Origin of the sequence: Bradyrhizobium sp. IC4059, assembly GCF_020193615.1 — a bacterium.
Lineage (GTDB): Bacteria > Pseudomonadota > Alphaproteobacteria > Rhizobiales > Xanthobacteraceae > Bradyrhizobium > Bradyrhizobium yuanmingense.
This window is the reverse complement of sequence record NZ_JADYVH010000018.1, coordinates 1-20,467: the sequence shown is the minus strand read 5'-3', so window position 1 is coordinate 20,467 and position 20,467 is coordinate 1. Positions and strand designations below refer to the sequence as shown.

Genomic DNA, 20,467 nt, shown 5'->3' with positions numbered 1-20,467 from the left:
TGCCAGGCAGGCTAGACTTCGCCACCGGCCACTGCGATCGCCTGTCCGGTGATCGCGCTCGCGCCCTCGCCGCACAGCCAGAGAACCGCGTCTGCGACCTCCTGGGGCGTGACCAGGCGCCCTTGCGGATTGTGCTTCGCAAGCTCGGCGATCGCCTGCTCCCGCGTTCGGCCGGTCTTCTTCATGATGTTGTCGATGCTGCCGGCAACGAGATCGGTGTCGGTGAAGCCGGGACACACCGCATTCACGGTGACGTTGCTTCCAGCCATCTCGAGGGCAAGGGAACGCACGAGGCCGATCACGGCGTGTTTGGCCGCTGCATACGCGCTGACATAGGCGTAGCCCTTGAGGCCTGCGGTGGACGCTACCGCGACGATGCGGCCGTAGGGACGATCCTTCATGCCCGGCAGCACGGCCTGGACGGCATGCACGACGCCCATGAAATTGACATCCATCATCCGGCTGAAGAGCGCGCTGTCCGATTTCGCGAACGGCGCCGATTCAGCGCTGCCCGCGTTGGCAATCAGGATGTCGATCGGCTTGCGCGCACTTGCCCCGGCGATCGCGGCTTTCAGAGACGCTTCGTTCGAGACATCAGCGACAGCCGTAAAGTGCGCGGCGCCTGCATTGACCGCCTCGTCGAGAACCGCCGCGTTCCGGCCAAGCACGGTCACGGTCGCACCGGCGCCGACGAGAGCGGACGCGATCGCGCGGCCGATGCCGCGCCCGCCACCGGTGACCAGCGCGTGCGGCGAATGCGGCAATCCGGACATGCGCTGGCTCCCTCGGCTCTCGTGATCGCGCTTCCGATATATTTTAACCTTCAACTTTTTGCAACGAAAGCGGCGCTCGACCGGCGAGCGCCGCCGCGCGGGAGACGGCCCGAAAATTGCTTTAAGTATAAAATTATCGCTTTCCATCCCCCACAGGCCTGTTAGCATCGAAGGGGCCCAGCAGAAGGATGTCGCGTGTCGCAGCCTGTGCCAATGATAACAAAGGACGGACGCTTCGCCTATGAAGCCGCGGGCGATCCGGACGCGATACCGCTGATCTTCCTGCACGGCATCGGCGGCGCGGCGCGGGCCTGGCGGCGGCAGCTTGCGACATTTGGCGACCGCTTCCGCGCGATCGCATGGGACATGCCCGGTTATGGAGGATCGGCGCCGCTTGCGAGCGTCAGTATCGCTGCCCTGGCGGAGGCGCTGCAGCAATTCATCGCGCAACTCGGCGTCAGTAGGCCTGTTCTGGTCGGCCATTCCATCGGCGGCATGATCGTTCAGAAGTGGCTGGTTCAGTCCCCCAAGCTGGCACGCGCAGTCGTGCTGGCGCAGACCAGCCCTGCGTTCGGAAAGGCGGACGGCGACTGGCAGAAATCATTCATCGCAGCGCGACTGGGACCGCTTGATCGCGGGGAGACGATGAAGTCGCTGGCCCCCTCCCTGGTGAAGGAGCTCGTCGGCGACGATCCCGATCCGAACGGGATGGAGGTTGCCCGCGAATGCATGGGGAGCGTGCCCGAAGCGAGCTATCGCGCCATGATGCTGGCTCTCATCGGCTTCGATCAACGCAGCACGCTCGGAAATATCTCCGTTCCCACGCTGTTGCTGTCCGGCTCAAAAGACAACAACGCGCCCGCGCCGATGATGGCAAAGACGGCGACCTATATCCCGGGGGCCGAATATGTCGAGCTGCCTGGCGTCGGCCATCTCGCCAATCTCGAACGCCCCGAGGCTTTCGACGAAGCTCTCGGCCGGTTCCTGAACTCTCTCGCGACCAAAGTCTAAGGTAACTGCGCGATGACCATGCAAGTCAGCAAGACGATTGGCGCGACCGACAAGGTCGCGCTGGATGCGCCGATCTTCGATCCCACTGCATTCCGCTTGAACGACGAGCAGGCCGGCATCATCAGCCGCGCGAGAGAGATCGGCCAGACCGTGTTCGCCGGTCGCGCCGCCACTTACGATCGTGAGGCGACTTTCCCGACTGAAAATTACCGCGATTTGCATCGCGTCGGCCTGCTCGGCATCGCCGTGCCCAAGAGGCACGGCGGCCTGGGTGCCAATTACCAGACCTATGCCTTGGCGGCGGCCGAGATCGGCCGCTATTGCGGCGCCACCGCGCTGACCTGGAACATGCATGTCTGCTCGACCCTGTGGTCGGGTCCGCTCGCCGACGATCTGGACATGGACGCGGACACCCGTGCCGAGCACGAGCGGCGGCGCGCGGTTCACTACAAGCGGATCGTCGAGGACGGGGCGATCTATTCGCAACCCTTCTCCGAAGGTGGAGCTGCCGCTGCGGGCGGCGTTGCTTTTGGCACCGAAGCAAGGCCGGTCGCGGGTGGCTGGATCGTCAACGGCAAGAAGATCTTTGCATCGCTCTCGGGCCACGCCGACTATTACGGCGTGCTTTGCACCGAGATCGAGCAAGGCGAGAAGGCGTCGCGCCGCAATACGCTTTACCTGGCGATATCAGCCAAATCAGAAGGCGTCTCGGTCGTCGGTGAATGGGATCCGCTGGGCATGCGCGGCACGGTCTCGCGGACGCTGCTGTTCAAGGACGTGTTCGTTCCGGAAGATTCGGCGCTGATGCCGCGCGGCGTGTATTTCCAGGCAGCTCAGCGCTGGCCGCACATGTTCCTGACGCTGTCGCCGACCTATATGGGCCTGGCGCAAGCCGCCTACGACTTCACCGTGCGTTACTTGCGCGGCGAGGTCCCGGGCATGCCGTCGGTCAAGCGGCGGATGTACCCGACCAAGCAGATCGCGGTGGCGCAGATGCAGATCAGGCTGGAGCAGATCAAGACGATCTGGTTCCAGGCCGTGACCGAGGCGCGCGCCAATCCGAGCAAGGAGCAGGTGCTGCGCGCCTACGCCGCGCAATATTCGGTGATGGAGGGCGCCAATGAGCTCGCCGCGCTCGCGATCCGCACCTGCGGCGGTCAGGCCATGCTTCGCTCGCTGCCGCTGGAGCGAATCTATCGTGACAGCCGCTGCGGCTCGCTGATGCTGCCCTGGACCGCCGAGCTCTGCCTCGACCGGATCGGGCGCGAAGCGCTGTACGAGGCCGGTGAAACGGACGACTGACCGTGGACCTCTGTAGCCTGATCGACCGCAACGCGGCGTTCGCGCCAGACAAGACGGCCATTGCCTTCGAAGGGACGCGGCTGAGTTATGCGGCATTCGCCGCACGGATCGAACGGACCGCGACTGCCTTGAAGGGGGAGCTCGGCGTCGGCCGCGGCGATCGCGTCGCGATTCTAAGCCTGAACAGGCCGGATTATCTGGTTCTGCTTTACGCCTGTGCGCGGCTCGGCGCGATGCTGGTGCCGCTGAACTGGCGACTGGCCGTCGCCGAGCAGCTGTTCATTCTCGGCGATGCCGGCACCAAGGTCCTGGTGCTCGAGCAGGCGTTTTCCGGAGTGCTTGCCGAGCTGGGACAGACCGCGGCAGGGACATCCGTCGTCGGCCTCGACTTCACGCCACCTCGCGGCACGACATTCGAAGATTTGCTGGCCCGCGGTGACGGCACGAGCCGAAATCCACATACCGACCTCTCCTGCCCGCTGCTCATCGTCTACACGTCGGGCACGACGGGACGGCCAAAGGGCGCGGTGCTGCGCCAGGAGGCGCTGTTCTGGAACGGTGTCATGAGCCAGCACATGCACAACATGACGTCCGACGACCACGTGCTGACCGTGCTGCCGTTCTTCCACGTCGGTGGCCTCAACATCCAGACTACGCCGGCGTTGCAGCTGGGCGCGACCGTCACGGTCCATGCGCGCTTCACGCCGGACGCCGCGCTTGCGGCCATTGAAGGGGAACGGCCGACACTCACGGTGATGGTTCCTGCGATCCTTCAGGCGGTGAGTGAGCATCCCGCCTGGGCGACCGCTGATCTTTCCTCACTCAAGGCCGTCGCCACCGGCTCGACCATCGTACCGCCGCACCTGATCGAGCGCTTCGTCGCGCGCGACGTCCCAGTGCTTCAGGTCTATGGCTCGACCGAAACCTGCCCGATCGCCGTCTACACGCGGCTTGGCGGCGATCTTTGGCGCGCGGGATCGACCGGCCTTGCCGGCCTGTGCTGCGAGGCAAAGGTGATCGACCAGGCCGGCGAAGAACTGCCCGCGGGCACGCCGGGCGAAATCGCGGTGCGCGGTCCCAACGTGTTCTTCGAATATTGGGGAAACGACGCCGCAACGCGCGAGGCGCTGCAGGATGGCTGGTATCGCACCGGTGATATCGGCCTGTGCGATGCCGACGGCTATTTCTGGGTCCGCGACCGAAAGAAGAACATGATCATTTCAGGCGGAGAAAACGTCTACCCGGCCGAGGTCGAGCGCGTCCTGCTCGAACACCCCGACGTCAGCGAATGCGCCGTGATCGGCCGGCCGGACCCGCGCTGGGACGAGGTGCCGGTCGCCTATGTCATTGCGAGATCCGGCTGCCGGCTCGAGGCGGACGAATTGAGGGCGCATCTTCAGGCGCAACTCGCGCGCTACAAAATTCCGCGCGAGATCGTCTTCGTCAACGACCTGCCGCGGACGGCGCTGGGCAAGGTCCAGCATTTCCTGCTGAAGCAGCTTGATGCGCAGTCACGGGCGCAAGGAGAAGCATCTTGAAGATCGCAGTTCTGGGTGGGGGAAACGGCTCTTTCGCGGCCGCGGGCGATTTTGCGCTGTCGGGGCACGAGGTGCGGCTCTGGCGCCGCGATGCCGATCAGGTCGCAGCGCATCGCGCCGCCGGCTCGCGCATTCTGGTCAAGGATCACAACGGCCGTCATGACGTGAAGCTGGCGCTGGTCACGACCGACATGGCGGACGCCGTCGATGGCACGGAGTTGATCCTGTGCCCGGCTCCGGCCTTCGCTCAAGCAGATATCGCTCGCCTGCTCGCGCCGCATTTGCGGGACGGTCAGGTCGTCTTTCTGCCGCCAGCGACGTTCGGCTCGATGATCTTCGCCCAGGCGGCCCGAGATGCCGGCAACAATGCCAAGGCCAGCTTTGCCGAAACGGGCACGCTTCCGTGGCTGACCCGCAAGCACGGACCCTTCGAGGTCGCGATCACCATCCGCGCCAAGCGGCTCCCGGTCGGCGTGTTCCCGCTCGAGCAGGCGCCCCACGCCCTCGCAGTGATCGGGCGCGCTTTCCCAGACGCGATCGAGACATGCGGAGACGCGCTGTCGGGCGCCCTGATGAACGCAGGTCCGATCATTCACCCGCCGTTGATCGTGATGAACGCAGGGCCGATCGAACATTTCGAGCGCTGGGACATTCACAAGGAAGGTACGCAAGCCGCGATCCGCCGGGTCACTGACGCGCTCGACGCAGAACGCATCGCAGTGCGCGAGGCACTCGGCTACGGCGCGCCACATTTCCCGCTGGCTCATCACTACGCGAGGGAAGGCGAGATCTGGATGTATGGCCGCGGCTCGCACGACCGACTGACCGATTCCGGTGATTGGCGCGAGCGGATCGTGCTGACAGAGCACCGTTACATGCGCGAGGATCTGCGGCTTGGGCTGTCGCTGCTGGTGTCCGTCGCGGGCCTCGCTGGCGTGGACACACCGCTGGCCAAAGCGTTTCTGTCAATCGGCGGCGCGGTCTGCGGCGAAGATTTTGCGCGAGGTGGCCGAACGCTCCAGACGCTGGGACTCGGCGAGCTCAGCAAGGCTGAATTGCAGACGCTGCTCCGCAATGGATTCTGATCAATGACCAGTCGCATCAATATCGCCTGTCTCGGCGCTGGCCGCATGGGCCGGGGCATTGCCGTTGCCTTCGCGTATGCAGGGCACAGGGTCACGATGATCGATATCAAGGCGCGTTCCGCGGAGGACTTCACCAAGCTGGAAACGGACGCGCTTGGCGAAGTCAGGAAGACCTTCGCCAGCCTGTCAAAACTGGGGCTGCTGACCGACGCGGATGTCGATCCGCTGATCGCGCGGGTCTCGGTGGTGCCGGCGAGCCGGAGCGGCGCAGCGTTGGCCAAAGCCGGAATGATCTTCGAAGGCGTTCCTGAGGTGGTCGAGCTCAAGCGCGAGGTGCTGGGGGCGGCGTCAAAGCAGGTCGGCCCTGAAACGATCATCGCGTCGACGACCTCGACCATCCTCGTCGACGATCTCTCGGGCGCGATCGTGAACCCGCGCCGCTTTCTAAACGTGCACTGGCTCAACCCGGCCTATCTCATCCCGCTGGTCGAGGTTTCGCCCGGCAAGGCGACAGACCCGGCCGTCATCGACGAGGTCAAGACGCTGCTCGAAGGCATCGGGAAGGTGCCGGTGGTCTGCGCCGCCACACCGGGTTTCATCGTCCCGCGCATCCAGGCGCTGGCAATGAACGAGGCCGCGCGCATGGTCGAGGAAGGCGTCGCCAGCGCCGAAGAGATCGACAAGGCGATCCGTTACGGCTTCGGCTTCCGCTATGCCGTGCTCGGGCTGCTCGAATTCATCGATTGGGGCGGCGGCGATATCCTATACTACGCCAGCCGTTACCTCGAAGGCGCGCTTGGTAGCGACCGCTATCGCGCGCCGGAGGTCATTTCCCGCAACATGCATGAAGGCCGGATCGGCCTGCGCACGGGCGCCGGCTTCCTGGATTACTCCGGGATGGACGTCGATGCTTATCGCGTGAAGCGGTTGCAGGCCATGGTCGACCTGCTCCGGCACTTCGACCTCGCCCGGCCGCCCGTGCTCGATCGCGGCTACCCGAAGACGTCCTGAAGCACGCCTTCGCGGACGACCGCAACGCCGTCGAGCTCGATCGTCGTTCCCATCATCGGCAGGTCGAAATGTCCGGCCGTGTAGCGCCCTGCAAATTCATTCGCACCGGTCGAGAACAGGAAATTGCCGGAAACGGCCCGAATCTCTGTGCCGTTGGTGTCGCGCTGGTCATACATGGATAGTGCCTCATAGCGCGCACCGGGATTCATGCCGAAGCCGACATGCGACACGGCATAGGCTTCGCGATCGCCCCAGGCGGCCAGATAAGCGCGCATCATCGCGGCATCCGTGCCCTCGCCTTCGAGTTCCACGACATAGTCGTCCTTCAGAGTCATCTTCACCGGCGAGGTCAGGTAGCGCTTGAAGGTCAGGTTGATGTCGCCGGGCGCCATCACCAGAGTGCCGTTGATGGTCCCGCTCTTGGGAAAGCTGACGACGATGCCGCCGGGCCAATGCGCGAGCGTGCCGGGCTTGTCGGTCCAGCCCCACACACCGACCGTCGACGCTCCGACCATATCGACATCGAGCGCCGTGCCGGCCTTCGAGGAGATACGCATACGCTTCGTTCCGCGCAGCATTTTGGCCGCCGCACGAACACGCTTTTCGAGCGCGGAATCCGGCACCATGCGCTCCAGCGCTTCGGGATGCTCGTTAGAGATCACCAGGATCCGCGCGCCGGCTTTGAGAATCTCCGGCGTCTCCACCGCATGCATCAGTCCTTCGATGGTGCAATCCACGACGAAGCCGGCCTGCTGAAGCGCCGTGATCACTGGACCAAGCTTTTGGATCGCCTCGCTCGCCCCGGTGGAGCGGACCGGAACGATATGCCGGTTACGCGGCGTCGGCATCACCACATGAAACGGCCGCGCGCCCATCCGCAGCAGGGCCAGCTCCGCGAGATGGACGTTCAACGCGCGTGACTGGGTCTCCGACAGGATCGCCGCGGTATCGCCGGCCTTGACGGCGCATCGCTCAAAGATCTCGCAAAACGCGTCGATCCATTTTGCCTCGATACGGTCAGCCAGCATGGTCCACTCCCAGTCTTCTCGATTCTTGTTTGTTACGCTTCGGGGAAGCCCCGGAGCAAGTACGAGCGCACGGCTCCCAGCAACCCGTTCAGGATCAAGCCTAGCAGCGAGATCGTGATCAGCGGCACGAACATGTCCACGGCCTGGAAGGTTCTGGCCGCAGTCACGAGCGCGTGCCCCAATCCGTCCGTCGACGTGATCATCTCGGCCAGAAACACCACGATGCAGGAAATGACAAGGCCGATCCGGCATCCGGTCAGGATCGACGGCATCGCTGCCGGCAGCACCACCTTGAAGAGGATTTCATAGCGCCGCGTTCCTGCCGCCATGGCCGACCAGATCAGCTTCTGCTCGACGGTCGAGGCACCGTAATAGGTCGAGAGCAGGATTGGGAAAAGAGCGTCGGCAGCCACCAGCGTGATCTTCGAGCCGTGGCCAAATCCGAGCAGCAACAGCAAGGCCGGATACAGCGCGACCTTGGGCAAAGGCGCCAATACGCGCACGATCGGCCGAACCACGGCGTTGATCGCCGGATTGGCGGCAGCGGCGATGCCGATGCTGACCCCGAGCACGACAGCAATCGTGAAGCCGGCAAACAGCCTGATCAGGGTCGCCGCGATCTCGTGCTGGAACGTCGAGGTTACGAGTTGCTGGAGCAGCCGGCCGAAGACGTAGCCAGGCGGCGGCAGCAGAACTGCCGGCGCGAAGCCGAAAGATACCAAGCCTTGCCACAGCGCGATCACCAGTGCGATCGGAGCAATTCCAAGAACGAAATTAGGGGCGAGAAGCCGCGACATCATGAGAAGCTCAGCGGCATGTCGAACTGCGGCTCGGACCAGCGCACGAGCCTAGCACGAACCTTCTCGAAAATCGCGTCGAGGCAGATTCCCATCGCTCCAACGATGATGATCATCGCAAAGACGGTGTCGTATTGGCCCATGTCGAGCGCGTTGAACAGGATGTTTCCGGCACCGGACTGACGGGCAATCATCTCACTGGTGATCATCGTGATCAGCGCCAACACCAATCCTGTACGACACCCCGTCAGAATTTCCGGCAGCGCCGCCGGCAGCACGATACGCACCAGGCGTTGCACCGGCGAGAGCCCCATCGCAGCGCCCGACCACAGCATCTTCTCTTCGACCGCCTTGGCGCCTTCGAAGCTGTGATAAATCACGGGCAGGCTGACGCCGAGGAAGATCACGAGCGTCTTCGTGATGTCGCCGACGCCGAGCCAGAGCATGATGATCGGCATCAAGGCCGCCTTCGGCACCGGATAGATCACCATCAGCAGCGGATTGAAGAAGGCCGCAATCGCGGCGCTACGTCCCATCAACAGGCCAAGCGGAATCGACACGAGCACGGCCGCGCCAAATCCCATCGCCATGCGCCGGAGCGAGGCCAGAATATTGATCAGGGATTCCCTGTCGCCAAGGATGTCCGGAATCGCTCTCATCGCTCCAATCGCGGTCGGAAAGCTGTCATTCTTCAGCGCCAGTGACGCGACCTGCCACACCACCAGCAATCCGATGCAGGCGAGCACCGGGGCAGCGCGCTTGGTTATGCCGGCCGCCGACATCACGCGGGCGCTCCGGCTTCGTCGCTCTCGTCGAACATGCGCTCGATGTCGACGACGTACTTCTGGTAACGCGGATCGAGCAACAGCTCGTTGCGGCGGCGCGGCCGCGGCAGGTCGATGTCGATGACCTGCCGGATTCGCCCGGGCGATTTCGACATCATGACGACCTTGTCCGAGAGGAAGACGGCTTCGTCGACCGAATGGGTGACGAAAAGCACCGTCTTGCGGTCACGCTCCCAGATGTTCAGAAGATCGTTCTGCAGGCGCGTCCTCGTGTGCGCGTCGAGTGCCCCGAACGGCTCGTCCATCAGCAGCACTTCGGGATGGTAGGCAAGCGTCCGCGCCAGCGCCACGCGCTGCTTCATGCCGCCCGACAGCTCCTTGGGATAGAAGTTCTCGTAGCCCTTGAGGCCGACCATCTCGATCAGGGCGCGGCTCTGCGCTTCGGCCTCGGTGCCGCGAATTCCTTGCTGACGCGGCCCATACATCACGTTGCCGAGCACAGTCTTCCAGGGAAAGAGCGCAAATTCCTGGAATACCGGTCCGCGATCCGGACCGGGCCCCGTGATCGCCTGTCCCTTCATCTTCGCCGCGCCGCTGGTTGGACTGACGAAGCCGCCGACAATGTAGAGCAGTGTCGACTTGCCGCAGCCGGACGGACCAAGGATGGAGACGAAAGCTCCTTCCTCGATCGTCAGCGAAATGTCCGAAAGCGCAACGTGATTCTTGCGTGCCGAGGTTTTAAAGACCTGCGACACGCGGTCGATCTCGATGATTGCGGAAGCCGGGTCTTGTTGCGTCACCGGTCTCACCCATTCGCTCGATCTCGCAGATACTACCGTCATCCCGCCTTCCGTCCCACTCGCACGAGGATTCAGCGGCATCAGCTTAGCAAGAAGCCTGCCAGACAGGCTGTCACTTTCGCGCCCGTGCGGTGCGTCATTCGAACCACGGCCATTCTGCCGGGCCTTCATGCGTCACGGCTCCGCCCGGCGCCTGCCCAACCAGCCGCGCATATTTTGCCAGCGCACCTGCGCGGTGGCGAGGCGGGCGCGGCTTCCAATCGCGTCGCCGTGCGGCAAGCTCCTGTTCCTCGAGCAGGACATCCATCCGTCGATTTGCGGCATCAATCCGGATCCTGTCACCATTCCGGACGAGCGCCAGCGGACCGCCAACAAATGCCTCGGGGGACAGGTAGCCGATGCACATCCCGCGGGTCGCGCCGGAGAACCGGCCATCGGTGATCAGCGCCACTTTTTCACCCATGCCCTGCCCGTAGATCAGTGCGGTGACGCCAAGCATCTCACGCATGCCAGGTCCGCCGACTGGCCCTTCATTGCGGATCACGAGAACCTCGCCCGCCTTGTAACTGCGGTCACGAACGGCTGCGACGCAGGCTTCTTCATCCTCGAAAACACGCGCGACGCCTTCGAAGAATTGGCTCTTCAAGCCCGCCACCTTGATCACCGCCCCATCGGGACAGAGGTTACCCTTCAGCACCGCGACACCACCGTCAGGCATGATCGGCGCGCGAGCCGTGTACACAACCTCTCCGTCGGGCGCGTTGGCCACACCGTACTCTTCGACAAGTGTGCGGCCGGTGATCGACAAGCAGCCGCCATCGATATGACCGCTCTGGATCAGCTCGCGAATGATGACCGCAGCGCCGCCGATATCGTAGACATCCTTCGCCGTATACTTGCCTCCGGGGCGCAGATTGCCGATCAACGGCGTCCTGGCAAAGACCTCCCCCACGTCATCGATGCTGAATGCAATTCCGGCCTCATTCGCGATCGCCGGTAGGTGCAGCGCGGCGTTGGTCGAGCCGCCCGTCGCTGCCACAATCGCCGCTCCGTTCTCCAGGGATTTCCGCGTCACGATGTCGCGCGGCAGCGGCCCGCCGCGGTCCAGCATCTCCATGATCAGTCGGCCGGCGCGTCGCGAAATCTGCGCACGCTCGGAATAGACACCGGGCACCATCGAGACGTTGGGAATGGTCAGCCCCATCGCCTCCGATACCATGCCCATGGTGTTCGCGGTGAACTGGCCGGCGCACGCACCGATCGTCGGCAGGCAGGCGCGCTCGATGCGCTCGAGCGTGGCGCCGTCGATCTCGCCAGTCATGAAGCTGCCGACAGCCTCATAGGAATCGAGCACCGTCAGCGTACGTCCATCCACGCGACCGGGCAGCGAGCTGCCGCCATAGATGAAGATGGATGGCACGTTGCAGCGGACCATTCCCATCATCACGCCAGGAAGGGTCTTGTCGCACCCGCCGTATCCGATCAGCGCATCGTAGGCCAACCCATGGACCACGGCTTCGATCGAGTCGGCGATCAGCTCACGCGAGAACAGGGAGAACTTCATCCCCTCATGATTCATGCTGATGCCGTCGGACACCGAAACAGTCGAGAACTCACGCGGTGTACCGCCGGCCTCCTCGATCCCGGTCTTGGCTGCAGCTACCTGGAAGTCGTGGGTCATGTTGCAGGGCGTCTGCTCACCCTTCATGCTGACGATGCCCACCATCGGCTTCGCAATCGCAGCGTCGTCGAGCCCCATGGCGCGCATGAATGCACGATGCGGCGCTCGGTCGAGGCCGTCTGTGGTGACTCGGGATCGCAACTTCTTCATATATGCATCTTCTTCGTGCAGCGTCCCGGATGGTCCGGAACGCCACGATGTTGGTTCGGTAATTCGCCCCGCTTCTATTGCAGCGGCGCGACGATCGACGGATGCTTGAACTGTGCGACATCCAGCTTCGGCAGCATTCCTGTTTCTGCATAGATATCCAGCATCTTCTGGATCGCCGGGAAGTTCGGCGCAGCACCCGGATCGCGGCCGAAATCATTGTCCTTGAGCAAGTAGGTCTCGAGTACCGGAATGGGGGCTTTCAGCACTTCATTGACGACCTTGAGAGTCTCCTCGCGGTTCGCGAGTGCCTTCTTCATGCCCGAGGTAATATCGCGGACATAGGCCTTGACCAACTCAGGGTTCTTGTCGACGAAATCGGCACGGCAGGCTTCCAGGATGTGCACGATGTTCGGCATGGCCTGGGAGAGCGAGAACAGCTTCCTTGTGCCGCCCTTTGCCTCCGCGCGCGCAGCAAACGGCTGGTTCATGTTGACCGCGTCGACGCGGCCTTGGCGCAGCGCGTCCTCGGAGACGGCAAAGCCGACCTCGACCAGCTTGATGTCCTTGGCCGGATCGACGCCATTCTGCTTCAAGAGCAGATTGAACGGCCCTTGCGTACCGCCACCGATCACGGAAATGCCGACGGTCTTGCCCTTGAGATCCGCGATTGTCTTGATGGGCGAGTCATCCTTGACGGCCCAGTAAACCGAGAAACCGCCGGGCATCTCGAAAACGTGTTGCGCCACGATATAAGCCTTGAGATTGCCGCCGACGACACCGTTGGAAAGCGAGAGCGGCGCCTGCGTCGCGCAGTCCAGTGCACCGGCCGCCAAGGCCTGCGTCATCGGCGCGGTGCCCTGGAATTGGGTCCATTCGATGTTGTAGGCCTTGCCGAGATTGGGGAATTCGGCCGGCCTGCGCATCATCCAGTACTTGGACTCTTCCGCAGGGATGGTCCAGCCGACGCGGATCGTCTGCTGCCCCCATGACGGGCTTGCGCCCGCGCTCACGGCGGCTGCCGCCCCCAAAGCCAGGATCCACTTCGAAACGGTTCGCATCGTTCCACTCCGCTGCTCCGGCGCCGACTGGCGCCCCAACCCGACCGCCTCAAATGTTTCATGGTTCAAACAATCAGGCAAGCCATGCGAGGTGGGCGATCTTGCCGGCAGGTACGCAATGTATGGTAAAGCGGCGTCTGCGACAGAAGGAGGCAACCTATGGCTGACGACAGCAAGAACGGCACCGAGAAGCTCGGCTATCTCGGCCTCGGACTCATGGGAACGCCGATGACCCGACGCCTGCTGAAGGCCGGCTATCAGGTCGCTGTCTGGAATCGCTCGGAGGGCAAGATGGCGCCGCTGGTCGAGGCTGGCGCCAAGCGCGCGGTCACGCCGCGTGATCTCCTGGGGAGCTCGGATATTATCTTCTTGTGCGTTACGGATGCGGCGGCGGTGGAGGAGGTGATCTTCGGGCCCGAAGGTCTGGCAGCGGCCCCTGGCGCGGGCAAGCTTGTGGTCGACTTCTCATCGATCCATCCCGACGCGGCGCGCGATCTCGCGACGCGGTTGAAAGACGCGAACGGGGCGGGCTGGATCGATGCGCCGGTGTCCGGGGGCACGAAGGGCGCCGAGGAAGGAACGCTCGCCATCATGGCGGGCGGCGAAGCTGGCGACATCGAGAGGGTGCGGCCCTATGTGCTGGCCATGGCGCGCAGGTTCACGCATATGGGCCCGCTCGGCGCCGGCCAGACCACAAAGCTGTGCAACCAGGTGATCGTCGGATGCGCAATGGCCGTGCTCGCGGAAGCAACCCGCCTTGCCGTGAACGCCGGAATTGACGCCAACCGATTGCCCGAGGCACTCGCCGGCGGATTTGCGGATTCCATCCCGCTCCAGCTGTTCGTGCCGCGAATGGTCAACGGCATTCACAGCCCGCCGCTCGGCCACATCGCCACGATGCTCAAGGATCTCGATACGGTCGCCGATGTTGCACAGGCAACCTCGACGCCAGTGCCGATGGCCGCGCTTGCCGGACAGCTTTTCAGGCTGGCGAAGGCCGCGCGAGGTGCGGACGCGGACGCGCTGGAGATCTACAAGCTTTCGGCGGCAGAGCGCAAAGCGCTCTAGGGGCGCATTACCGCCCGTTCTTGCGCTCATCGTCGGCCATGAAGCGACCGAACGCTCCTCGCGCAAAGAGCAGCGGCTCTTTCGCATTGTAGGTATATGCCTCGACCGCGCCGAGAAAGATCACATGGTCACCGCCATAATAGCGATTCACGGAGCGGCATTGAAAGTTGGCGACGCTCTCGGCGAGCACTGGAGCGTTGCCAAGGCCGGGGGTCCAGTCGACGCCGGTGAACTTGTCATCCGACGATTTTGCGAATTTGTTCGCAAGCGCTTGTTGTGAAGCGCCGAGAACGTTGACGCTGAAATGGCTGGCGTTCTGGAAGATGGTCAGGCTCGAGGAATAGACGACGAGGCTCCACAGAACCAGCGGCGGATTCAGCGAGACCGAGGCGAAGGAATTGCACGTCAGTCCGTACGGCTTGCCGTCGGGCGCTGCCGCTGTGATGATCGTCACGCCCGTTGCATAAGTTCCAAGCGCGTTGCGAAAGTCGCGAGGATCAATCTGCGAGCTGTCGCTCGCGAACTCATTGGCGGGATCCGGCGCGCGAGGCTGCTTCGGCAGGTCATTCATCGGCCGACCTCACAGCGTGAGATTCTCGGAGGGCAGGCCGAGGGCCACCCGTCCGTAGTTGGTCCCGGCCGCATCGAAGTTGAACGCGAGATGTGAGTTGATCGCGTGCGCATCGCGGAACTGCCGCTGTAACACGCCGCTCGTGAACAGCCCGCGCGCGCCGCTCGCGGCAAACAGCATCGAGACCGCGTCCGTGCACAAGTTCACGGAAAAGGATCCGTCGCGGCGATATCTGGTCTTGGTTGCCATATCAGGAATATGGCCGCGCCGTGCGGCCTCCATGGCATCGAGACAGGCCGACCGCATGATCAGGCGCGCAGCGTCGATCTTGGCCGAGGCCTCCGCGATCTTGATCTGCGTGCTTTGAAAATCGCTCAGCTTGGCGCGGTTGTACGTCGAAATACGATGACGCGCGACCTCCGTATAGTCGTCGAGGCACGCCTGTGCATTCCCCAGCGCGACACCGGAGAGGACGTAAGGAAATAGCGAGAAGACAGGCAGCGTGTACAGAGGATTCGGATTGACCGCGCTTCCCGGCGTGGGGCCACCTGAGAGGTTCCCTACGGCGACCGTCATATGGTCAGCCACGAAGGTATCCCTGACCTCGACGTCGCACGACCCCGTCCCGCGCAATCCGGCGACGTTCCAAGTGTCCAGCACCTTGTAATCGCCGCTCGGCAGCAGAAAGATTCGATACTCGATGCCGTCGGCATCGTCGTCGGAATAGACCACGCTCGCAAGCATATTCCATTCGCAGGAGGCAACGCCCGAGGAGAATGGCCAACTGCCATGCAACTGGTATCCGCCCTTGACCCGCGTGGCGCGTCCGGCGGGGAAAATGAACGAGGACGCGATCAAAGTATCCGGATTGCGGCCCCAGACCAGATCCTGCGCCTTCGGCTGGAACATGCCGAGCATCCAGTGATGGCTCGCCAGATTGGCGAGATTCCAGGCAACCGACGCATCCGCCTGCCCGAGCAGCTCAGCGCAATCGACGAGGGCGACATAGTCGAGCTCAGCGCCACCAATCCGGGCCGGTTGCAGCATCCGGAACAGGCCGGCATCGTGGAGATCCTTTTCGGTTTCCGCCGGAAGATGCCGCAGCTCCTCCGTCCGTGCCGCCCGCTCACGGAGTCGCGGCAGAAGCGCCCGGGCCCTCGCGATCATTGACGCATAGATCTCACCGCCGGCTTGCAAGCCTGCGGGCTGGGTCATGCTCGGCTCCTGGCCAGGCGCCATTCGTGTCCCTCGCTTTCACACATTTATGCGGCGGGACCTTCGCCAAATCAAGCCGAGCCAGTGCCTCAAGTCGACCCTGGAGGCTTGACCGAGCCAAAGGCGCCCTTCTCGCCAAAATCCGCGATCCGACGTTCGTCGTAGCCGAGCGTATCTTGCAGGATCTGCTTGGTATGCTCGCCCAAAAGAGGTGCCGCGACGGGGTCGACCGCGGCTGTCAGGCTCATCGTAATCGGTGGCTCGATGTTGGGCACCCACTCGGCTGTCGGATGCGGAATCCGGTTCAAACGATGGCGCTCGCGAGCCTCGGGGGCGTTGAAGCCCTCCTCGACCGTCCGGAGATAGCCGACCGGGATATTTGCCAGCTTCAACTTCGCCATCCAGTTTTCGAGCGTATCACTGGCGAAGACTTCGGCGATGGCTGCCCGCAGGAGCTCCTTGTTCTCCGAGCGGGCTTTGCGCGTCGCAAACCGCGGATCGGTGATGAGATCGGGCCGATTCAGCACCTCGACCACAAGCCTGCGGTAGAGCCGGTCGTTGGCGCAGGCCATGTAGAGCGGCCCATCTGAGGCCTCGTAGACGCCGACGGTGGGAGACCCGCTCGGCGAATTGCCGAACCGGCCGGGGTTTTCGCCGTTGATGAGATAGGCCATGCCGTAGAAACCGGTCATTCCCATTGCGACGTCGAACAGGGCAACTTCGACATGCTGCCCCCGGCCGAGCCGCTCCCGCGCGAGCAGCGCCAGCAGGATGGCATTGCAGGCGGACATCCCCGTCGCCATGTCGACAATTGGCGGGCCGGTGCGAACCGCCGGGCCGTCGGCAAATCCATTAAGCGACATGAAGCCGCTTTCCGCCTGGGTGATCGGATCGAAGCCTGGCCGGGAGGCAAACGGTCCGCTGCGTCCGTAGGCGGAGATCGAGCAATAGACCAGCCGCGGGTTGAGCGGCGCGACCGATTCATAGTCGAGCCCGAACTTCTTCATGACCCCGCTCGAAAAATTCTCCACGACCACATTTGCCTTGCGGATCAGATCCAGCGCGATCTCGCGCGCCTCCGGCACAGCAAGATCGAGCGCGATGCCGCGCTTGTTGCGATTCAGGCTGAGAAAGGCGGCGCTCTCGCCTCCAATCTCCGCGTGCTCATAGGCGCGCGTGTCGTCGCCGCCATCGGGATTCTCGATCTTGATGACGTGCGCACCGTAGTCGGCGAGCGTCTGGGTGCAGGCCGGGCCAGCGACCACACGCGTGAAATCAACGACCAATAGGCCATCCAGCGCGGCCGGGCCTCCCATCCCATGCGAGGCACGTACCGGCAATTGAGGCTTGGTGGGCATCGATCGCGCTCTCCCTTACATCGGCTTATGGCCGCCGAATTTCCTGCAAGAGCAAACTTAAAGCCCGGCGCCGCCGACTTCGCAAGTCCCACGCCCGCATCGCTTCAATACGCAGAAAGGACCCGGCAGCCCCCAGGCTGCCGGGTCCTCGGACGTTCCAGGCGCGTACTGGCCATTAGCTAGACGCGCGTTCCGTGCGGCGGCAAGCCTGCTCAGTGCAGCCACTTCCGCCAATAGAGCGTATGCACCCAAGCCCAAGGGGTCTCGGGCTCGAACAGCCGATAGCCCGCCTGAATGAAGTTGTTCGCTGATACCGGGTTGTCCGTCGTATCGGAGACAATGCTGTCCCATCGGATACGCCGCGCCCTCGCCTCCACCGCACGCATCAATCTGCGCTGAAGGCCGCGTCCCCAATGCCGTTGTAACACGCCAACTCTGGAGAAATAGCCGCCATTTCGAACGTGGGTCGAGGGCACAATTCCGGCGAAGGCGACTGCTTCCTCGTCGTGATAAGCCATCCACCACGCGCCGAGGTCGAACGCAGGCATCGCCGCGGTATCGAAGAACGTGAGCCGATGCAGATCGGCGAGGGTCTCGGCAACGTCGTCATCGGACGCATCGACGATACGGATTCTGTACATGAAGTGGCTCATTGCGTCGGAAGAGCTTGACCGGGCGCCGGTGACTTCGCCGCCGCCGCGAAGGCTCACTTGCCCAGTACGACCTTGACGCCGAGCCAGACCGCTCCCATCAACCCGGTGGCAAGCGCCGATCGGCGCTCTCTCAACGCGTTATCAAGCGAGTGCGTGGCCGCAATGCGCCGCCGCCGTCCGATTCCAAAATCGAGAACGAAAAAACCCGCGGCGGATCGCGTTCCGCGCGGGTGAACCAAACTCGTCTCGATGATGGCATTATGCCGGTGTTTTGCCCGACGTGTCAAAACCATCCGCTGAATTGAAAAAGCCCGCCGCGGATTGCGTCCCGCGCGGGCCATCTCAAACTCGTTTCGATGATGCCATTCTGCCAGTGTTTTGCCCGACGTGTCAAACGAACGAATTCGCACGAGCCGCGTTGGACAATCAGGAGCGACCGGCCATGACCATCAAGACGACCTCACCCGGCACATCGCAAGACGAGACGTTGCGAGATCGTCCGGGCTCGAAGCCGCGCATCGACAAGGAACGCGCCACGCAGCAGGCGATCGTCGAAGATGCCGACGTGACGGCGGACGACGGCCGCGATCTCGCGCATGGCGAGGGCGGCACCATCGATCTGCCTACACAACCGGGCGATTTGGCGAAGGACGATTAGCCCGCGGCACAAGCGGCGCGCATCTCGATGATGCCATTGTGCCGGTGTTTTGCCCGACGTGTCAACGCGCCGAACAGGCGAGAGCCTCATCTCCCACCTCGATATGTGGTGCGCAAGGGGCTTGCTTCAAGCCCCCGGTGATCGCGTAAGACCCCTCGGCCTGAACAACCAGTCGAGGGGTCACGACATGCCTTTCCCGCTTCCGACGTCCCGGCCGCGCGGCCGAACCAGCGCGGAACGCGCAACTGCCGCCGGCCATCAGGTAGTCATCGCCGGCGCCGGCCCGACCGGCTTGATGCTGGCGGCCGAGCTCGCGCTGGCGCAAATCGACGTCGCCTTGGTCGAGCGGCGCGCGAGCCAGGACATCGTCGAGACGCGCGCCGGCGGACTTCACGCGCGCAGCATCGAGATCCTCGATCAGCGCGGCATTGCCGAGCGCTTCCTGCGCGAAGGGCAAATCACCCAGCTCGCCGGCTTCGCCTGGACCAGGCTCGACATCGGCGATCTCCCCACCCGCCATCCTTATGGGCTCGCGCTGCGGCAGAACCAGATCGAGCGCCTGCTGGCCGAATGGGTCTCCGAGCTCGCGGTGCCGATCTATCGCAGCCGCGAGGTGACGGGCTTTGCGGAAGACGACACCGGCCTCGACGTCACGCTGTCCAGCGGCGAGCGCTTGCGCGCGCTTTATCTCGTCGGCTGCGATGGCGGCCGCAGCGCGGTGCGCAACGTCGCCGGCATCGACTTCCCCGGCTCAGAACCTTCGCTCAGCAACCTCATGGCCGAGGTCGAGATGCGCGAAGAGCCCCAATTCGGGCTGCGCCACGACGCGCTCGGCTTCCACGGCCTCAGCAAGACGGGAAGCGGGCGCGTGCTGGTCGTCGTGACGGAACCCGAGCTCGCGCGCAGCGGCGAGCCGAGCTTGCGCGATCTCAGCGCGGCGCTCGAAGCCGTGTACGGCACCGATTTCGGCGTCAACAATCCCGCCTGGATCTCCCGCTTCACCGACGCGGCGCGGCAGGCCGCGTCCTATCGCAGAGGCCGCGTGCTGCTCGCCGGCGATGCCGCGCACATTCATCATTCCGTCGGCGGCCAGGGCCTCAACCTCGGTGTGCAGGACGCGGTCAACCTCGGCTGGAAGCTGGCGCAGGTGGTCAAACGCATCTCGCCCGAGAGCCTGCTCGACACCTATTACAGCGAGCGCCATCCCGTGGCCGCGCGCGTCCTAAAGAACACCATGGCGCAGATCGCCCTGCTCCGCCGCGGCGACGACGGCCGCAAGGCCGCGCGCGAGGTGATCGCCGAGCTGCTCGCCATGGACGAGCCGCGACAGCGCCTTGGCGCGATGATGAGCGGGCTCGACATCGCTTACGATCTCGGCGAAGGCCACGCGCTGCTCGGCCGCCGCATGCCCGATCTCGATCTCGTGGCGGGCGGACAGAAGCTACGATTGTTCAGGCTGCTGCACGGCGCGCGCGGTGTGCTGCTCAATTTCGGCAATCGCGGCGGCATCGACATCGCGCCCTGGGCGGATCGCCTGGAGTTCGTCGATGCCGATTACGAGGGCGCCTTGCAGCTTCCGGTCATCGGCGCGGTCGCCGCGCCGAGCGCCGTGCTGGTGCGGCCCGATGGCCATGTGGCCTGGGTGGGCGACGGGAGCGGCCGCGGACTTGCGGAGGCGCTGACGCGGTGGTTCGGGCCGGGCGGCGCGTAGGGGGTGTACGCCTGGTTTGGTTGCTCCAGATGTCCGCTTCTCCCTCTATAAGAGCCCAAATGGGGGAACATCTTTGATGTCGCCGATGGGCCACATGCGGACTCATGCAGCGCAGCATCATTCAATCACCTCGTCAGCCGTCGCGAGTAGCGCGGTTGGAATATTCAGACCGAGAGCGCGAGCAGTCTTAAGATTGATCACCAATCGGAAGCGT

At 63.8% G+C, this 20,467-nt stretch carries 20 protein-coding genes; 8 read left to right on the top strand and 12 right to left on the bottom strand.

Annotation, left to right across the window (positions count from 1 at the left end; translation table 11 throughout):
• Positions 1-11 precede the first annotated feature (11 nt).
• On the bottom strand, positions 12-773 hold the full coding sequence (locus I6F12_RS34545; protein WP_225150552.1) for an SDR family oxidoreductase: 762 nt from the start codon (positions 771-773) through the stop codon (positions 12-14).
• Between the two features lie 213 nt (positions 774-986).
• Between I6F12_RS34545 and I6F12_RS34540 the strand changes: the two genes are divergently transcribed.
• Genes I6F12_RS34540 through I6F12_RS34520 form a run of 5 tightly spaced genes read left to right on the top strand, consistent with a single transcriptional unit; the run spans position 987 to position 6,720 of the window.
• The gene (locus I6F12_RS34540) at positions 987-1,784 is read left to right on the top strand and encodes an alpha/beta fold hydrolase (RefSeq protein WP_225133163.1); all 798 of its coding nucleotides are present in this window, start codon (positions 987-989) and stop codon (positions 1,782-1,784) included.
• Positions 1,785-1,796: 12 nt separating this feature from the next.
• Positions 1,797-3,086: an acyl-CoA dehydrogenase family protein gene (locus tag I6F12_RS34535; RefSeq protein WP_225158318.1), complete on the top strand. Its 1,290-nt coding sequence runs from the start codon at positions 1,797-1,799 to the stop codon at positions 3,084-3,086.
• Positions 3,087-3,088: 2 nt separating this feature from the next.
• Positions 3,089-4,624: a long-chain fatty acid--CoA ligase gene (locus I6F12_RS34530; protein WP_225158317.1), complete on the top strand. Its 1,536-nt coding sequence runs from the start codon at positions 3,089-3,091 to the stop codon at positions 4,622-4,624.
• On the top strand, positions 4,621-5,709 hold the full coding sequence (locus I6F12_RS34525) for an NAD/NADP-dependent octopine/nopaline dehydrogenase family protein (RefSeq protein WP_225158316.1): 1,089 nt from the start codon (positions 4,621-4,623) through the stop codon (positions 5,707-5,709). Before I6F12_RS34530 ends, I6F12_RS34525 begins: the two co-directional genes overlap by 4 nt.
• 3 nt (positions 5,710-5,712) lie before the next feature.
• Positions 5,713-6,720 (top strand): 3-hydroxybutyryl-CoA dehydrogenase, encoded by a 1,008-nt coding sequence (locus tag I6F12_RS34520; RefSeq protein WP_225158315.1) that lies wholly within the window; start codon positions 5,713-5,715, stop codon positions 6,718-6,720.
• On the opposite strand, the gene I6F12_RS34515 is transcribed toward I6F12_RS34520, so the two are convergent.
• The 6 genes from I6F12_RS34515 to I6F12_RS34490 form a co-directional block, all read right to left on the bottom strand.
• Positions 6,702-7,748 (bottom strand): peptidase M29, encoded by a 1,047-nt coding sequence (locus I6F12_RS34515; protein ID WP_225158314.1) that lies wholly within the window; start codon positions 7,746-7,748, stop codon positions 6,702-6,704. The two genes, I6F12_RS34520 and I6F12_RS34515, sit on opposite strands and share 19 nt — an antisense overlap.
• Positions 7,749-7,780: 32 nt before the next feature.
• Positions 7,781-8,548, bottom strand: a complete 768-nt coding sequence (locus I6F12_RS34510; protein ID WP_225158313.1) for an ABC transporter permease subunit — start codon at positions 8,546-8,548, stop codon at positions 7,781-7,783.
• Positions 8,545-9,330, bottom strand: a complete 786-nt coding sequence (locus I6F12_RS34505) for an ABC transporter permease (RefSeq protein ID WP_225158312.1) — start codon at positions 9,328-9,330, stop codon at positions 8,545-8,547. Before I6F12_RS34505 ends, I6F12_RS34510 begins: the two co-directional genes overlap by 4 nt.
• Complete coding sequence (locus tag I6F12_RS34500) at positions 9,327-10,172, bottom strand: ABC transporter ATP-binding protein (RefSeq protein WP_050996053.1); 846 nt, start codon at positions 10,170-10,172, stop codon at positions 9,327-9,329. The genes I6F12_RS34505 and I6F12_RS34500 overlap by 4 nt, the downstream gene beginning before the upstream one ends.
• 94 nt (positions 10,173-10,266) lie before the next feature.
• Positions 10,267-11,961, bottom strand: a complete 1,695-nt coding sequence (ilvD, locus tag I6F12_RS34495) for a dihydroxy-acid dehydratase (RefSeq protein ID WP_225158311.1) — start codon at positions 11,959-11,961, stop codon at positions 10,267-10,269.
• Positions 11,962-12,035: 74 nt separating this feature from the next.
• Positions 12,036-13,019, bottom strand: a complete 984-nt coding sequence (locus I6F12_RS34490) for an ABC transporter substrate-binding protein (RefSeq protein ID WP_109143003.1) — start codon at positions 13,017-13,019, stop codon at positions 12,036-12,038.
• A 159-nt stretch (positions 13,020-13,178) separates the two neighbouring features.
• Here I6F12_RS34490 and I6F12_RS34485 point away from each other — a divergent pair, with 159 nt between their 5' ends.
• On the top strand, positions 13,179-14,087 hold the full coding sequence (locus tag I6F12_RS34485; protein ID WP_225158310.1) for an NAD(P)-dependent oxidoreductase: 909 nt from the start codon (positions 13,179-13,181) through the stop codon (positions 14,085-14,087).
• A 7-nt stretch (positions 14,088-14,094) separates the two neighbouring features.
• On the opposite strand, the gene I6F12_RS34480 is transcribed toward I6F12_RS34485, so the two are convergent.
• The 5 genes from I6F12_RS34480 to I6F12_RS34460 all read right to left on the bottom strand — a co-directional run bounded on the left by I6F12_RS34480 (position 14,095) and on the right by I6F12_RS34460 (position 18,225).
• Positions 14,095-14,658 (bottom strand): flavin reductase family protein, encoded by a 564-nt coding sequence (locus I6F12_RS34480; RefSeq protein ID WP_036007598.1) that lies wholly within the window; start codon positions 14,656-14,658, stop codon positions 14,095-14,097.
• A 9-nt stretch (positions 14,659-14,667) separates the two neighbouring features.
• Entirely contained in the window at positions 14,668-15,873 is a 1,206-nt protein-coding gene (locus tag I6F12_RS34475; protein WP_225158309.1) for an acyl-CoA dehydrogenase family protein, read from the bottom strand.
• 89 nt (positions 15,874-15,962) lie between these two features.
• Positions 15,963-17,231 (bottom strand): CoA transferase, encoded by a 1,269-nt coding sequence (locus tag I6F12_RS34470; RefSeq protein WP_225158308.1) that lies wholly within the window; start codon positions 17,229-17,231, stop codon positions 15,963-15,965.
• Positions 17,232-17,443: 212 nt separating this feature from the next.
• The gene (locus I6F12_RS34465; protein ID WP_225158364.1) at positions 17,444-17,872 is read right to left on the bottom strand and encodes a GNAT family N-acetyltransferase; all 429 of its coding nucleotides are present in this window, start codon (positions 17,870-17,872) and stop codon (positions 17,444-17,446) included.
• 65 nt (positions 17,873-17,937) lie between these two features.
• Positions 17,938-18,225: a hypothetical protein gene (locus I6F12_RS34460; protein WP_225158307.1), complete on the bottom strand. Its 288-nt coding sequence runs from the start codon at positions 18,223-18,225 to the stop codon at positions 17,938-17,940.
• Between the two features lie 101 nt (positions 18,226-18,326).
• On the opposite strand from I6F12_RS34460, the gene I6F12_RS34455 reads away from it, so the two are divergent.
• Together I6F12_RS34455 and I6F12_RS34450 are read left to right on the top strand one after the other, a co-directional pair.
• Positions 18,327-18,542, top strand: coding sequence for a hypothetical protein (locus tag I6F12_RS34455; protein WP_225158306.1), 216 nt, complete (start codon positions 18,327-18,329; stop codon positions 18,540-18,542).
• Between the two features lie 187 nt (positions 18,543-18,729).
• Positions 18,730-20,253 carry an FAD-dependent monooxygenase gene (locus I6F12_RS34450; protein WP_225158305.1) on the top strand — a complete coding sequence of 508 codons (1,524 nt, stop codon included), beginning with the start codon at positions 18,730-18,732 and terminating at the stop codon, positions 20,251-20,253.
• Positions 20,254-20,467 lie beyond the last annotated feature (214 nt).